The organism is Gordonia tangerina (assembly GCF_021556435.1).
Taxonomy (GTDB): Bacteria; Actinomycetota; Actinomycetes; order Mycobacteriales; family Mycobacteriaceae; genus Gordonia; species Gordonia tangerina.
Genome location: NZ_JAKGCU010000024.1, coordinates 1 through 13,874 on the forward strand (window position 1 = coordinate 1; position 13,874 = coordinate 13,874).

The 13,874-nt window shown below is 65.7% G+C and carries 14 protein-coding genes; 12 read left to right on the forward strand and 2 right to left on the reverse strand.

Annotation, left to right across the window (positions count from 1 at the left end):
- Positions 1-210 precede the first annotated feature (210 nt).
- The 3 genes from L1892_RS19830 to L1892_RS19840 all read left to right on the forward strand — a co-directional run bounded on the left by L1892_RS19830 (position 211) and on the right by L1892_RS19840 (position 2,964).
- Entirely contained in the window at positions 211-465 is a 255-nt protein-coding gene (locus tag L1892_RS19830) for a hypothetical protein (protein WP_235725367.1), read from the forward strand.
- A gap of 237 nt (positions 466-702) precedes the next feature.
- Positions 703-1,596, forward strand: coding sequence for a hypothetical protein (locus L1892_RS19835; RefSeq protein ID WP_235725368.1), 894 nt, complete (start codon positions 703-705; stop codon positions 1,594-1,596).
- Positions 1,597-2,022: 426 nt separating this feature from the next.
- The gene (locus tag L1892_RS19840) at positions 2,023-2,964 is read left to right on the forward strand and encodes a DUF4192 domain-containing protein (RefSeq protein ID WP_235725369.1); all 942 of its coding nucleotides are present in this window, start codon (positions 2,023-2,025) and stop codon (positions 2,962-2,964) included.
- A gap of 25 nt (positions 2,965-2,989) precedes the next feature.
- Here L1892_RS19840 and L1892_RS19845 read toward each other — a convergent pair whose 3' ends face one another.
- The gene (locus tag L1892_RS19845) at positions 2,990-3,145 is read right to left on the reverse strand and encodes a hypothetical protein (RefSeq protein WP_235725370.1); all 156 of its coding nucleotides are present in this window, start codon (positions 3,143-3,145) and stop codon (positions 2,990-2,992) included.
- A gap of 335 nt (positions 3,146-3,480) precedes the next feature.
- Here L1892_RS19845 and L1892_RS19850 point away from each other — a divergent pair, with 335 nt between their 5' ends.
- The 7 genes from L1892_RS19850 to L1892_RS19880 all read left to right on the forward strand — a co-directional run bounded on the left by L1892_RS19850 (position 3,481) and on the right by L1892_RS19880 (position 6,122).
- Entirely contained in the window at positions 3,481-3,633 is a 153-nt protein-coding gene (locus L1892_RS19850) for a hypothetical protein (protein WP_235725371.1), read from the forward strand.
- 27 nt (positions 3,634-3,660) lie between these two features.
- Positions 3,661-3,978 (forward strand): hypothetical protein, encoded by a 318-nt coding sequence (locus L1892_RS19855; protein WP_235725372.1) that lies wholly within the window; start codon positions 3,661-3,663, stop codon positions 3,976-3,978.
- A 72-nt stretch (positions 3,979-4,050) separates the two neighbouring features.
- Positions 4,051-4,449 carry a hypothetical protein gene (locus L1892_RS19860; protein WP_235725373.1) on the forward strand — a complete coding sequence of 133 codons (399 nt, stop codon included), beginning with the start codon at positions 4,051-4,053 and terminating at the stop codon, positions 4,447-4,449.
- 320 nt (positions 4,450-4,769) lie between these two features.
- Positions 4,770-5,015, forward strand: coding sequence for a redoxin NrdH (locus L1892_RS19865; RefSeq protein ID WP_235725374.1), 246 nt, complete (start codon positions 4,770-4,772; stop codon positions 5,013-5,015).
- Positions 5,016-5,026: 11 nt separating this feature from the next.
- A complete protein-coding gene (locus L1892_RS19870; protein WP_235725375.1) occupies positions 5,027-5,191 on the forward strand; it encodes a hypothetical protein in 165 nt (54 codons plus the stop codon).
- Positions 5,192-5,222: 31 nt separating this feature from the next.
- A complete protein-coding gene (locus tag L1892_RS19875; protein WP_235725376.1) occupies positions 5,223-5,903 on the forward strand; it encodes a hypothetical protein in 681 nt (226 codons plus the stop codon).
- A gap of 24 nt (positions 5,904-5,927) precedes the next feature.
- Positions 5,928-6,122, forward strand: a complete 195-nt coding sequence (locus tag L1892_RS19880) for a hypothetical protein (RefSeq protein WP_235725377.1) — start codon at positions 5,928-5,930, stop codon at positions 6,120-6,122.
- Positions 6,123-6,529: 407 nt separating this feature from the next.
- Here the strand turns inward: L1892_RS19880 and L1892_RS19885 are convergent, their stop codons facing one another.
- The gene (locus tag L1892_RS19885; RefSeq protein WP_235725378.1) at positions 6,530-6,901 is read right to left on the reverse strand and encodes a hypothetical protein; all 372 of its coding nucleotides are present in this window, start codon (positions 6,899-6,901) and stop codon (positions 6,530-6,532) included.
- A gap of 412 nt (positions 6,902-7,313) precedes the next feature.
- Between L1892_RS19885 and L1892_RS19890 the strand changes: the two genes are divergently transcribed.
- Positions 7,314-7,898 carry a hypothetical protein gene (locus L1892_RS19890; protein ID WP_235725379.1) on the forward strand — a complete coding sequence of 195 codons (585 nt, stop codon included), beginning with the start codon at positions 7,314-7,316 and terminating at the stop codon, positions 7,896-7,898.
- 128 nt (positions 7,899-8,026) lie between these two features.
- Positions 8,027-13,786: a helicase-like domain-containing protein gene (locus tag L1892_RS19895; RefSeq protein WP_235725380.1), complete on the forward strand. Its 5,760-nt coding sequence runs from the start codon at positions 8,027-8,029 to the stop codon at positions 13,784-13,786.
- The last annotated feature ends 88 nt before the right edge of the window (positions 13,787-13,874 follow it).

The following is a 13,874-nucleotide window of genomic DNA, read 5'->3' on the forward strand; positions in this document are numbered from 1 at the left end:
CCTGTCAACCCACGCCTGGTGACTTCCGCGTGTTCTCCGCTGCGCTCCGCCCACGCGCTGCGACCAATCCGGCAACCCGCACTCGCTGCGCTCGCAACCGAATTGGCCTCCGGCCCACCAGGCTCTCCGGGGTTGACAGCCCACCCCCGCCGGTCCCCCAGGTCTACGACGTCCGCCACACCTGGGCGGACCCGAACAAGGGAGCACCCCATGGCCTGGACCTTCACCAACATCACCGTCAGCCGCCACACCCGCGAAGTCGTCCGAGCAATCTCCGTCCTCCAAGCAGGCAACCCCGACCTCGTCCCCCTCCACCACGTCCACAACATGGTCGACCTCACCGACCACCAATGGACACTCGCCCTCGCCGAACTCGACGCCGCCGGCTACGCCGCCTTCCTCACCGACGACCACCACCAAGACTGCGTCCACCTCTCCTGCACACCCCGCTACAGCGACAGCTGAACCACCACCCGCCGTGCCCACACGCCAGGGGTACGGCGGGCCAACACCCACGACACCCTCTCTCAACCTGCCCATGCGCCACCGAGTCGGTACAGCAGTACGGCAGTACAGCAGTGCGGCGGAAGGGAAGGCCAGCCAGTCGGGCTGGCACAGGGTCGAGCGGCTACGCAGCACCGCGACAGATCAGAGCGGGGTGCTTTACGGGACTATCGGCGCGCAACAGATTACGCTGCATTGATGACCACGCCCTCTGACGATGTGACGCCGATCGAGGTTTTCGTTGCATCGCCCATCGGTTCACCAAATACGCCTGGATATACCCAGGCCAAGAAGGTGCTCAAGTTCATCGTCAAGAAGGCACTCACTGAGCCGGAGTGGACGGTCACTCGAGCAGATGATGATCAGGCACCGGACTCGATAACACAAAAGGTCGTAGGCCGCATAATCCGTGCCGACTTGGTGGTTGTCGACATTACCGACCATAACCCAAATGTCTTCTACGAGTTGGCTATTGCGCACTGCTTTAAGAGGCCGGTGGTTATAATTGCCGCGCAAGGAACGACATCACCTTTCGACGTCGTTGACCAGACGAGAATCGACTACGACCTCACCGATCCTGAATCCGTAGACACCGCACAGGCCCGATTGCTAACCGCAGCGAAACTCGCGCTCGAGAAACCCGACTCCCTGGTCACACCTTTGTCTACATATGAAGCTGTCACAGCCACAGCTGAGCGACTGGAAACAGGAGATTCGTCGGAGTTTGCAGATGTACTGGGAACTCTCTCGGATCGAATAGGACGTATGGAGACTCTGCTAGAGCTCTACGTAAAACCGCAACCTAGAAGTCGAACAACCCGTACAAAGGTGCCGGTGCGCCTCGTGGGAGCGGCCGGTTCGGATATAAGGACCCCTTTGGTCGACGCAGCAGATGCGGTAACTCGCGTTCAAGGTATCCACGACCCCAGCAGAAGGCTCGATATTCTATTGCCTATCCGCGCAGGCCTCGACCAGCTAGTTGCCGGTGACGAAGCTTCCAGGGAAGTACTGGACATGGTCAAATTAAGGGTCGAAAATGAGCTCGAAACGGCTGGGGAAGAATTGAGGGAGAAGAACGAGGGCGTGCAGTAGCCCTAACTAGTGCTGCCGCGACACCGAGCCCTACCGAACCTGCGTCGCTCCCGCACAATCACCTTCACCGTGGAGTGCGTCTGGTGTGCTCACGCCGACCAGAGCCGGTGACGTCGATCTGCTGGTTGCGGTGACTGTCGGCTCCCGCCGCCATGACTGCCGGCCGAAGGCCGGCACCTAATCGGAAGCGGCTAGCGCCGCACAGAGCTTTCTCGGGCTGCTTTGCTGACCCCCACCAGTCTCTTACCTCTGGTCGGCACGCCGCAAGGGCCGCGAAAAACTCCCCCGCCCTTCGGGTTTCAGGCCTACGGCCCGGATGACTTTTTCGCTGTGAACACCCTTGCACCGACCTCCCGCCGGCAAGCGATGGCAGGTGTCAAGCAAAGCACCGGCCCGCCGAGGCCGACACCCAGAGAGGGACCTGCCATGCAGCGCATCATCACCAACGCCGACCTCATCGCCGCACTCCCCGGCCTGCTCGGATTCGTACCCGCCGAATCGATCATGGTCATCGGCACCACCGGCAACAAGATCGACATGACAGCCCGTCACGACATCGCCGACACCGACGACATCGCCGACTACCTCGCCGACGTGTTGCACACCCACCACGTGCCCACCGCCATCGTCATTGCCATCACCGAGGACAACGACATCGCAGACGCAGCGGTCCACACCATCAGCGATGCCCTCCTGCGCCACGGCATCGAAACCAACAGCCGCCTCGTGGTCGCACGCTGCGACCAGCCCGCCACCTACCGCGACCTGATCACCGGAGACACCGGCATCAGCAGCGACTACCGCGACAGCCCCGCCAGCCTCAACCGCGTGATCGACGGCCAACCCATCGCCCACAACCGCGACAGCATGCGCGCCAGCCTGGCCACCACCGACCCCATCGACACCCACGGTGTGCAGATCTACCCCGAACAAGCCGCCAAGGCCATCGTCTCCGCGATGGTGCACTGGCCCACCGACGTCCCGCGTGAACTGTCCGCGCAGGTCGCCGTCATGATCGGCGATCACCTCGTCTACCGCGACGCGTTGCTGCGCACCGCCGCCTACGACCCGCGCACCGCCGCTGCAGTGTTCACCGAACTCGCCCGGCCACTACGCGGCCGCGACCGCGCCAACACCCTCACCCTCGCCGCCGCCTGCCACTACCTCAACGGCAACGGCGCCATGGCCGGCATCATTTTCGACCACATCAGCGAGACCACCGAACTGCCCACCCTGGCGCAACTGCTGGACCGGGCACTACGCGCCGGAATCCGACCCCACCAGTTGCGCGAGGCCGTCATCCCCGACGCCGACACCGTCGACGAGCTGTTCGGCGGACACTTCCCCACCCCCGAGGACTTCGCCTAAACCCCAGCGGGGCCGGAGGCTCAGATCAAAGGATCTGAGCCTCCACCCCCGGTGGCATCGCATCCCGCCACCACAGGTCCACACCCGAGGCGACGTCGCGAGGCCGGCCCTCGACAACCGCACGCACCTCCGACGGCAACGGCACCCACCGATCAGCCACAGCACGCTCCACAGAAGACATACCCACAACGGTAACCGCCGGCAGCCCAACCGAACGGCTACGCCGTACAGACCTGTCGCCGAGCTGACGCCCGGCCCACCGACAAGGACCGGCCCCAGGGCCGGACTCGACCCATCTGTGCGACCCAGCCGCACAGGCAGGGGGTTTGTTGCCCCCTTCCATTCTCTTACCTCTGGTCGGCACGGCGACAAGGGCCACGAAAAACTCATCCACCCTTCGGGTTTCAGGCCTGCGGCCCGGATGACTTTTTCGCTGTGAACACCCTTGCACCGACCTCCCGCCGGCAACGAGATGGCAGGTGTCAAACAAACCAGACCACCGCACAGGAGGACCCCATGGCCCGACCCAGCCGCAACGGCACCCAGCGTGACGTGTTCACCCGCGCCAGCCGCGCACACCAGAACCCTCACACCATCCGCGCCGCCAAGCGCCACGCCAACCGCCAGGACCGCGCCACCGCCCGCCGCGAGATCACCGACCAGCTCTGAACCACACCACCTCGAAAGGAACCGATCATGACCACCGCCACGTACCGCCGCCTCGACGACCTGGCCACCCCCGCACCAGGCGCCCACTACATCGAGAGCGGCGTCAAGGTCTACCTGATGCGTGACCCCGAAGGTCTCGACCGCTGGGTCATCGACCCCAGCACCATCGACGGCCACGCCCTCGACGCGATCAACGACGACATGCCCATCAACGAAGAATGCTGCTGCGAGGACGAACTCAACTGCGACCGCGCGCTGTCGCGGATGGCCGCAGCGTTCCTGCCCACCGGTGAACAGGTGATGTTCATGCTCGCCGACGCCCTCGGCTACACCATCACCCGCTGAGCCGCCCCCAAAGGTGGGGTCACCCATCGGTGGCCCCACCTTTGCTCCCTCTTCTCTGTGAAAGGACTCGCCATGACCAGCAGCAACCATTCAGACCAAGCCGTGACCGTCGACCTGTCCGACGGCCGCGCCGGCATCATCGTGGGATACGTCGACGCCGGCCCCGGCCTACCGGCCACCGGAACACGTGTCGCAGCACTGCTCGATGGAGCCATCCCCGCCGACCCCACATTCGTCCTCGTCTCCGTGCGCTGGCCCACCCACACCACCATCGTCAACATCCACACCCTCAAGACCGACACGCACGACGCTGCCGACACCACCACCTGGTACCTCGCGGCCCTCGACGCCACCCCCACCGGATACGCAATCGCCCCCGGCCACACCACAACAGAACTCACCGCCGGTGTCCCCGACCTCCCCGGTATCACCGCCGCCCGCACCGTCGCCGTGCGCGAGCGGGCCTGCTGATCCCGCAAACCCGGTCACCATCGCCGTTTCCTGCACCCGCCGATTCTCACTGACGTACCCACACATTCTGTCAATCCACTCCACCCGAAACACCGGCACGCGCTGCACATCGCACAGCTCCGTTCCACTTATTTCGCACCGCTTTTCGACCTCCGTTAAATGGACAGAATGCCCCGGGTACGAATGGGCGGCACATAACAGGAAATGGCACACCAGCAGGCACAACAATTCGTTAAAACAGTTGCCGCACAACACTATTCGAGGTAGAATCAAGGAACAGCGTAAATCCTCGCGACACCACGAATGAATGGATACGACAAATGAGCGAGAACACAGCGATCACCGTCTACACCAAGCCGGCATGCGTGCAATGCCACGCCACCTACAAAGCTCTCGACAAGCAGGGCCTGGACTACCAGGTGATCGACATCAGCGTCGACGAGTCCGCCCGCGACTACGTGATGAGCCTGGGATATCTGCAAGCGCCCGTCGTGGTCGCCGGCGACGAGCACTGGTCGGGTTTCCGCCCCGACCGCATCAAGTCCCTGACCACCACCGCAGCCTGAAAGGACCCACCATGAGCATCGACTACAGCCAACGCGCCGCCCGCTACTGGGACCAGTCCGATCGGGCTTACACCGACGGAGATCCGCGGCTCGGTGACGAACTCGCCGACCTGGCCGCCCAGCGCGAGGCATGGGCACACGAAGACCACACGGGCATCACAGCCCTAGCACACTGACCACAGAACAGGAGTGAGGACGGTGACCGTCATGGTGGACACACCCCGCAACACCGAACAACCCGACACCACCGAACCGGTGCCGGGCGCCTCGACGATCGAACCGCTGCCCGAACTCGAAACCATCACCACCAGCGACGATCCCACCCGCTACGGAACCCTCGACGCCACCGAAGACCTCGACGCCGCGCTCGAGCTCGAACTGGCCTTCCTCGCCTGCCTGCTCTACGCACCACCGGCCATGTCCCACGCCGTCATCACCGCACTCATCGGCGCCCGCACCAACACCACCGCGGAGCCGGATGTACTGCCGGCCGACACCACCCTGTTCCTCGGCCCCGCCAACCGACTCATCTTCGACACCGCCGTCGAACTCATCGACCAAGGCACACCGGCCACCCCGCAACTGGTACAGGCCCGACTCACCGACCAGGGCCAGCACCGCCGCACCAAAGGCGCCATGCTCGACATTGTCGCGCCCGCACAACCACGCCCCACCGTCGCCGGCGGCGCCGACCTCCCCCACCTCGCCGCAGCCCTCGTCGACGCCTGGTACCGCCGCGGCTACCTCGCCCTGATCACCCGCATGCACCACCACACCACCAGCCGCCCCGTCGACGAACTCGCCGGCCACTGGGCAGCCCTCACCGACCACCAGCAAACAGCCGAACGCCGCCGCCTGGCCGTGCGCGACCACCTCGCCCGCATCTGACCCCCCTTCGAGAGGAGACCCACGATGTCTGACCCCGCTGGCACACTCACCGACCACCAGGCCGAAGACCTCGCCGCCGACCTCCGCGACCACGGACACACCTGGGCAGTGATCGCCGAGGCGGTCAACCTCACCCCTTACGCCGCCCAACAAGCCGCCCACCGAGCCGACCAACGCGCCGCAGACCGCGCAGCCCGTCAGCAGATCGCCCTGTTCTAACTCGACTCACAACCCAAAGAGGAGCCGTATAGCCCATGAGCGACGCACAACGACAATCAGGAAACGAACTCGACACCAGGAGACTTGGTCGCAACCTGGCTGGGGGGATGTTCCTCCTCGGCCTACTTCCGGCTATTGCCATTGTGATTACCGGTTGGTCCGGTCCCCTCGTCTATCTCTTCTTCGCGGCGTGGCTCCTCGGTGTCACTGTGCCCGCGACTGTGCTGTGGTTGGGTCGTCGACGGTGAACTAAGGGTGAGCCGAGCGCTCAGACAGCAGCGCCCCGCAATGGACCGGTCGGGGGTTGGTCCATGCGGGGCGCTTCTCGTGTCTATCGACGACACCGGGGTGGCTGTTACGTCCACGGTGCGTCCGCGATGCGCTCACCACACCGCGGCGGGCATCCATCACTGCTCTGGTGTGAGGAGGTGGTGGATGCGTTGGCGGGTGACGCCGAGGATGGCGGCGACGTCGCCGAAGCTGCCGGCGATTCCGGTGTCGAGGAGTCCTTGGGCGACCTCGCGGCGCATCATCTGGGCGTGCGCTTGGGCGCGGGCGGCTTCTTTGTCGGCGACGTCGACGCGGTCGAGGAGTTCGCTGATGCCGGCGGGCCACTGGATGGTCGGGGTGTGCGAACCGAATGTCGTGTCGAGGAAGCCGGGGATTGACCGCAGCCGCATCGGCGGTGATTCGCTGCGTCCCTCATCCCACACCAGCACCCACCGATCCCGCGCGGGCACATGCACCGCACGTACCGTGTCGGGCGACGAGGTGGGCATCTTCCTCACTCTATTCGCGGTGTCACCAACCCATTGACGGCTACCGCTTCCACACGGCAAAACAGCCCGACGACGCGCGGCCCGCACCACAGATAGGATGATCACCGCCCGCCGCTAATCACAGCAAAGTCGCAGCTCAGAACCTTTTTTACGATCTGCCCGCAGCATCGTCTAACTGTCAATAGGCTATTGACGGTAGCGGGTTGCGTCTTTACACTGCGCTCACGGACAGTCGTGCCATCCTCGTGGTGATCTGGCTTTGGTTTAGGGGTTCGGTGAACCATTTCGGGGTCGCGTGGCATCTGTCTGGTCGGCGTCCGAGGTGGCGACTGACTGGATGGTGAAGGGCGAGGGATGGCTGCCGACAACACGAAAGGCCCGCAGATTACTGGCGGCCTGTTCGATCTGTTCGATGACGGAGACGAGGGAGTATCTGATGGGCGCGTTGGACGTACTGAGGGATCAGTTGCAGGCGCAGAGTCCGGCGCTGTCGGACAGCGAAATCCAGGTGCGGGTCGACGGGATGCGAACCCAGCTGGCCGACCTGATCGAGCAGCAGGCGTTTCTGCTGATCGAGCAGTGGCGCGAGGAGAATCCGGGCCAGGAACCGGAGTTCGAGGACCAGCGCCGGTTGCAGACCCGGGCGCGGATGATCGCCAACGACCTGCTCAGTCACCAGTTGCAGGAGTCGGCACTGAGCGCCGATCCGGACCCGGCGCCGCAGGAGGAGACTCCGCTGTGGGTCCAGCCGGAACCGGGTCGGGCAGTGGCCCAGTGGCTGCACGAGGATCTGTGGCTGGAGGCGAGCAGGGATTCGGATCGGCTGGCCGAGGACCTGTGGGGCGAGAAGTCGCCGGCGTGGGTGGTGCGCGCAGCGAGTCTGATCGAGGCGCGAACCCTGGACGGGATGGTGTTGCCGCAGCAGCCGGGCGATCCGGCGGCACGGGAAGTCGAGGCCGCCGTGGACGCCGATCTGGCCAAGAGGACCAACAGCTAAGTCTTTTCGACTCCGCGACAGAGGATTTCCGCCAACCCACCGATCCGGCTGTCGTCGATCCCGGTGGTACTCCGCTGCCGCCGGCCGAACCGGAGCAGCTACCGACGGTCGCCCAGACCGAACAGGGTGTGCCGCTGTCGCAATGGTCACGTACCCGGGTCGAACTCGCCCGGCGCCCCGACGGCAGCATGGTCGCCGTCGACGCCACCGCGACCGAGGTCGACGAACCAGGCCCGATGACCGCGGCCGTCGACGAACAGACTGTCGACGAGCAGACCACGGCCGGCGAGATCCCCGCTGACTCCCCCGACGTCTCAGGCTCCCCTGACGTTTCGGGCGATGCCGCTGTGGCAGCAGTGCGGTTCGAGCATCCGGGCACGATTCTGGTGCCGTCGGGAGCGAAATCACGGGCGCGGGCAAACGTGGCCGCGGTGCGGGTGGCGGTGGCGTGTCGCGACGCCAACCGGTTGGCCACCGCCGACGAGCAGCAGACGCTGTCGCAGTGGTCGGGGTGGGGTGCGGTGCCCGACATCTTCGACCCGAACAAGCCGGACTGGTCGGCCGAGCGTGACCAGCTGCGCGAGGTGCTGACCGCACAGGAGTACGACGCGGCGCGCCGCTCGACGCTCAATGCCCACTACACCGATCCCCGGCTGGTCTCGGCGATGTGGGACGCGCTGGGTGAGGCCGGCTTCGCCGGCGGCCGAGTGCTCGAACCCGGCTGCGGGTCGGGCACGTTCATGGCGATGGCACCCGATACCGCGGTGATGGTGGGTGTGGAGAAAGACCCGATGACCGCGCAGATCGCGCATCTACTCAACCCGCACGCCCAGGTGCGCCTCGAGGGATTCGAGACCACCACCGTCGGGCAGGGTGCGTTCGCCGCGACAATCGGCAACGTGCCGTTCGCCAAGACCGCGGTGCATGATCCGGTCTACAACCCCGACTACCGCTACAACCTGCACAATCACTTCCTGATCAAGTCGCTGCATCTGACCGCGCCGGGCGGCTGGGTCATGGGCATCACCACCCACACCACCATGGACGCCGTCGGCGCCGCCGGCGTAGATGCCCGCCGCGAGATGGCGCAGCTGGCCGACCTGGTCGGCGCCGTGCGCCTGCCCAGCAGCACGTTTCGGGAGGTGGCCGGTACCGAGGTCACCACAGATCTGCTGATCTTCCGTCGCCGCGAGGAACCGTTGGCGGTCAACGCCGAACCCGACTGGGTGCGCACGCGCATGGTCGAACTCGACGACCGCGACGGCAAGACCGGCGCGATCGCGGTCAACGCCTACTTCGCCGAGCACCCCGAGCGGGTGGCCGGCCGCATGCAGCTGGCACACGGCCTCTACCGCGACGACTCGCTGAGCGTGGCCGCCTCCGACGAGCAGCCCATCGCCGATCATGTGCGCTCGATTCTCGGTGACATCGTCGCCGACGCCCGCCGGCACGGTCTGGCCCATGCACCGATCATCACCTCGCGCGCCGAGCAGCACGCGCAGCAGTTTCGTGACGGGCTGGCCGATGTCACCGAGTTGTATGCCGATGTGCCGATCGAGGGCACGGTCCGCTGGAACAGCGACACCCACCAGTTCGAGTCCTACCGGGCCGGCACCGATGGTGCACAGCCGTCGTGGCAGGCGTTCGCGGTGCCCAAGACGCGCACCGCCGAGACCCGCCACCTGCTGGAGCTGCGGGATCTGACCGTCGCAGTGATCGGCAGCCAGACCAGTGGCGCCGACCTCGCCGACCGCAACGATCTACGCGCGGAACTCAACCGCTCCTACGACTCGTATCTGCGTCGCTACGGGCCGCTCAACCGGTTCGCCGTGCAGGGCGGCCGCGAACGCACCGACAGTGAGATCGCCGAGCGCATGGTGACAAAGCAACAGCAATGGCGGACCAAGAACGGCACCGCCCGCCTCGACGGCGACGGTGAACCGGTCCGCGGCGAGAACGGCAAGAAGATCATCGACCCCTACCCCGGTCAGTTGCCGCCCGAGGAATACGACCGCATCGCGCAGGAGGCAGCCGAGCCGACCGCGGTGCAGTACCGCCGCAACCATCTGCACAAACTGCGCGATGATCCGATGACCGCCACTTTGCTGGCGATCGAGTTGTTCAACGAGGACACCCAGACCGCCCGTAAAGCGGCACTGTTTCATCGCGACGTCTACCTCGCGCCCGCACGCGCCGAGCACGCCGAAACCCCACAGGACGCGCTGGCCATCAGTGTCGGTGAGACCGGCCGGGTTGATGTGGGCCGAATCGGACAGCTGCTCGACGTCGACCGTGACGCGGCACGTGAACAGTTGCGCGGGCACGTGTTCGCCGCCGTCGACGGCACCGATGATCTGGTGGCGGCCGCCGAGTTCCTGTCGGGCAACGTCCGCGACAAATACACCGCCGCACGCACACTGCTCGGTGAGGCCACCGACGAGCAGATCCGTGTCGATCTGCGTGAGTCGGTCGAGGCGTTGGCCGAGGTGATTCCGCGTGACCTACAACCCACCGAGATCGGTGTGGTCAAACCGGGCGTGAACTGGGTCGAGCCGACCGACTACGCACGGTTCACCGCCGAAGTCCTCGGTGGCACCCGCCCGCGCGTGGAACGCGGGGCCGGGGCGTGGACGGTCAACGTCAACGTCAACGCCGTCGATGCGGACAAGTGGTTCACCGAGTTCGGCGCACCCAACGATGACGACCGTAAGTCGTTGTCGGCCGGCGAGTTGTTCGAGAAGCTGCTCAACCAGGAGTCGGTGGTCATCACCAACTCGAAGTCCGATGTGGAGCAGGGTGCGCCGTCGATCGATGGGCAGGCCACCACGTTGGCGCAGGTGCAGTCGGCCAAGATCGCCGAGGAGTTCGCGCAGTGGGTGTGGTCGGATCAGGACCGCACCGAGCGGTTGGTGCGCACCTACAACGACCGGTTCAACGCGTTCGTCCCTGGCACCTACGACGGCAGCCAGCTGTCGTTGCCGGGGGTGTCGGCGGAGTTCGAGCCGCACCCGTATCAACGCAACGCGGTTGCTCGTGCGCTCGCCGAACCGACGGTGTTGCTCGATCACGTGGTGGGTGCGGGCAAGACCGGCACCATGTTCATGACCGCGATGGAACTCAAACGCCGCGGCCTGATTCAGCAGCCGTGGATAGTGGTGCCGACTCATCTGATCGAGCAGGTCGCCCGCGAAGCCAAGCAGTGGTATCCGGCGGCGAATGTGTTGGCCGGCCGCAAAAGCATGGATGACCAAGCGCGCCGGTTGATGGTGTCGCAGAGCGCGACGTCGGACTGGGACATGGTGATCGTGCCGTCGTCGGTGTTCGAGTTGATCGCGACCCATCCCGACCGGCAGACCAACTACATGCGCGCCCAGCTCGCTGAGCTCGAGGACCAGTTGCACTCTGGTGGTGCGCAGGAACGCTCGACGGTCAAACGCATCGAGCAAGCCAAGGCCCGGCTGGAAAAGCAGATCAACCAGCTGACCAAGGGCGGTAAACGCAGCAAGGACACCGGCCTGTACTTCGAGCAGTCCGGGTGTGACTACCTGATCGTCGATGAAGCGCACGGCTACAAGAACAAGGCCCGCGAGTGCGCGATCGACTCGCTGTCACATGAGGGGTCGCAGAAGGCCGAAGACCTCGCCCTCAAACTCAGTCACCTCCGTGAGCTGGCCCAGGGCCGCGCCGCCGCCGAGGGCCGCGCCCTGCCCGGTGGTGCGGAGAAGGTGGCGATGTTCTCCACCGGCACACCGATCGCGAACTCCCTCGCCGAGGCGTGGGTGATGCAGCAGTATCTGCGCCCGGATGTGTTGGACGTCGCCGGGGTCAAGAGCGTGACCGATTGGGCGGCCACGTTCACCAAGACTCGCCAGGAGACGATCACCAACGCCACCGGCACCCGGTTGCAGGTGGTCTCGCGGGTCAGTAGCTACAACAACCCGCGCGCCATGTATGCGTTGTCGCAACAGTTCACCGATGTGGTCACCCGCGCCCAGGTGCCCGCCGCACTGCCGAGCTTCGCCGGCCGGCAGATGATCACCACCGAACCGGGCCAGCAGGTGCGTGACTTCATCACCGATCTGGAGTACCGCGGCGATCACGCACCCGAGGACGCACGACTGGACAACCCCCTCAAGATCCTCAACGACGGCCGCAACGTCGCACTCGATCCACGACTGGTCGGACTCGTACCGGAACCCGGCACGACTCGCGCCGAGTCGGTCGCCGATCAGATAGCGCGGATCTATCACCGCGACAGCGACCGCACCTATCTGACCGAGGACCGCTCGGACGTCGCACCGCTGCCCGGCAGTGTGCAGATCGCGTTCTGCGATCGGGGCACACCCAAACCCGACGGGTCATGGACGGTGTACTCGGCGATCAAAGACGAGTTGATCGAACGCGGCGTGGCCGCCGAGCACGTCCGGTTCATCCACGACGCCAAGACCCCGTCCCAGCGACTGAAGTTGTTCGACGACTGCAAGACCGGCAAGGTGCGGGTGCTCATCGGCTCGACCGAACGGATGGGCACCGGCGTGAATGTGCAGACCCGCCTGGCGGCGCTACACCACATCGATGTGCCGTGGCGGCCGGCGGATCTGGAACAACGTGAGGGCCGCATCCTGCGGCAGGGAAACCAGAACGCCGAGGTCGACATCTTCCAGTACGTCACCGCCGGCACCACCGACACCGTCATGTGGGGCAAGGTCGAAACCAAGGCCCGCTTCATCGACGAGTACAAGATGGGTCAGCTGTCCAACACCGATGATCTCGGCGAGATCGACAGCGAATCGCTGACCGAAGCCGCCGCGGCGACCAAGGCCGCAGCGACCGGCGACGCCCGGTTCATCACGATGGTCGAACTCGACGACGAGGTGAGCAAACTCGCGGCGCTGGAAGCCGCGCACCGCGACACCCAGTCGCACGCACGCCGCCGGGTCGGCGCGCTCGACCGCGAGATCCCGGCAACCGAGGCGCAGATCGACAGACTTGCCGCGATCACCGCGGCGATCGAGCAGTGGGACACCAACGGCCGCCCGTTCGCGGTGCTCGACGGCCGCGGAAACTCGGCCACACTCGACGACCGTCCCGAGCGCAGCGCAGCATTGATCGAGCGTGCCCGCGACACCTACTTCGCGCTCAAAGGTCGCGGCGCATCGGACTACCGTCCGATCGCCGCGTTCCCCGAGACGGGGATACGGCTGGACATGTCGCGCTCCATCGAGGGCGACATGGTGTACATGCGGTTGAGTGGTCCAGCGTTGAGCACACCGCAATACCTGTCGAGTTCGGACGCGACACTGTTCACCACACCAGCAAGTCCGGCCGCGGCCGCAGGACTGGCCACCCGCGTGGAAAACGCCTACGCCCGCCTGGCCACCCTGCCCGAGAAACTGACCCACGACATCGCCGAGGCGACCCGTGAACGCGACATCCTGCTACCGCGACTGGAGGGCACGTTCGAACACGCCGAGGTGCTGCGCGACAAACGCGTCGAGCTCGAACAGATCAAGACCGCCATCGCCGCCGAAGCGCGCACACCCGAAGCTCTCGCCGCGCGTGCGGCCGCCGAGCAACGATTGCGCGAGACCGGCCGCGAACCGGGGTGGTCGTTGCAGTGGAACCCCACCAACCACATGGTTGCTGAAGCTGGACTGTCCACCCGTGAGGACTACCGCGTCGCCGCGCAACGCATCGAAGCCCACCGCGCCCGCCAGTACGCGGCCGAGCAGATGACCCCGGCCCAACGCGCCGCGGCGATCGCCTCGCGCGGCATTCCCCGCATCTCGCCGCGCACCGGCGCGCCGGCCACACCTCCACCGCACGGTGCTGCCGCCCGCCGACACGACACCGACCGAACCCACCAACCCGACGGGCCGGCCAGGTAACACTGCCCCGACCGCACCACACTCGATGCCCTCCCCGCCCACACGGCAGGGAGGGCATCGTCGTTGACCCACACCAGCCGATGACCAC

What these genes read in the sequence shown, in the direction of transcription:
- L1892_RS19890 (WP_235725379.1), top strand. Translation starts at nt 7,314, where the DNA reads ATGACGGAGACGAGGGAGTATCTGATGGGCGCGTTGGACGTACTGAGG.
- L1892_RS19855 (WP_235725372.1), top strand. Translation starts at nt 3,661, where the DNA reads ATGACCACCGCCACGTACCGCCGCCTCGACGACCTGGCCACCCCCGCA.
- L1892_RS19835 (WP_235725368.1), top strand. Translation starts at nt 703, where the DNA reads ATGACCACGCCCTCTGACGATGTGACGCCGATCGAGGTTTTCGTTGCA.
- L1892_RS19865 (WP_235725374.1), top strand. Translation starts at nt 4,770, where the DNA reads ATGAGCGAGAACACAGCGATCACCGTCTACACCAAGCCGGCATGCGTG.
- L1892_RS19850 (WP_235725371.1), top strand. Translation starts at nt 3,481, where the DNA reads ATGGCCCGACCCAGCCGCAACGGCACCCAGCGTGACGTGTTCACCCGC.
- L1892_RS19860 (WP_235725373.1), top strand. Translation starts at nt 4,051, where the DNA reads ATGACCAGCAGCAACCATTCAGACCAAGCCGTGACCGTCGACCTGTCC.
- L1892_RS19845 (WP_235725370.1), bottom strand. Translation starts at nt 3,145, where the DNA reads ATGTCTTCTGTGGAGCGTGCTGTGGCTGATCGGTGGGTGCCGTTGCCG.
- L1892_RS19885 (WP_235725378.1), bottom strand. Translation starts at nt 6,901, where the DNA reads ATGCCCACCTCGTCGCCCGACACGGTACGTGCGGTGCATGTGCCCGCG.
- L1892_RS19840 (WP_235725369.1), top strand. Translation starts at nt 2,023, where the DNA reads ATGCAGCGCATCATCACCAACGCCGACCTCATCGCCGCACTCCCCGGC.
- L1892_RS19870 (WP_235725375.1), top strand. Translation starts at nt 5,027, where the DNA reads ATGAGCATCGACTACAGCCAACGCGCCGCCCGCTACTGGGACCAGTCC.
- L1892_RS19880 (WP_235725377.1), top strand. Translation starts at nt 5,928, where the DNA reads ATGTCTGACCCCGCTGGCACACTCACCGACCACCAGGCCGAAGACCTC.
- L1892_RS19830 (WP_235725367.1), top strand. Translation starts at nt 211, where the DNA reads ATGGCCTGGACCTTCACCAACATCACCGTCAGCCGCCACACCCGCGAA.
- L1892_RS19875 (WP_235725376.1), top strand. Translation starts at nt 5,223, where the DNA reads ATGGTGGACACACCCCGCAACACCGAACAACCCGACACCACCGAACCG.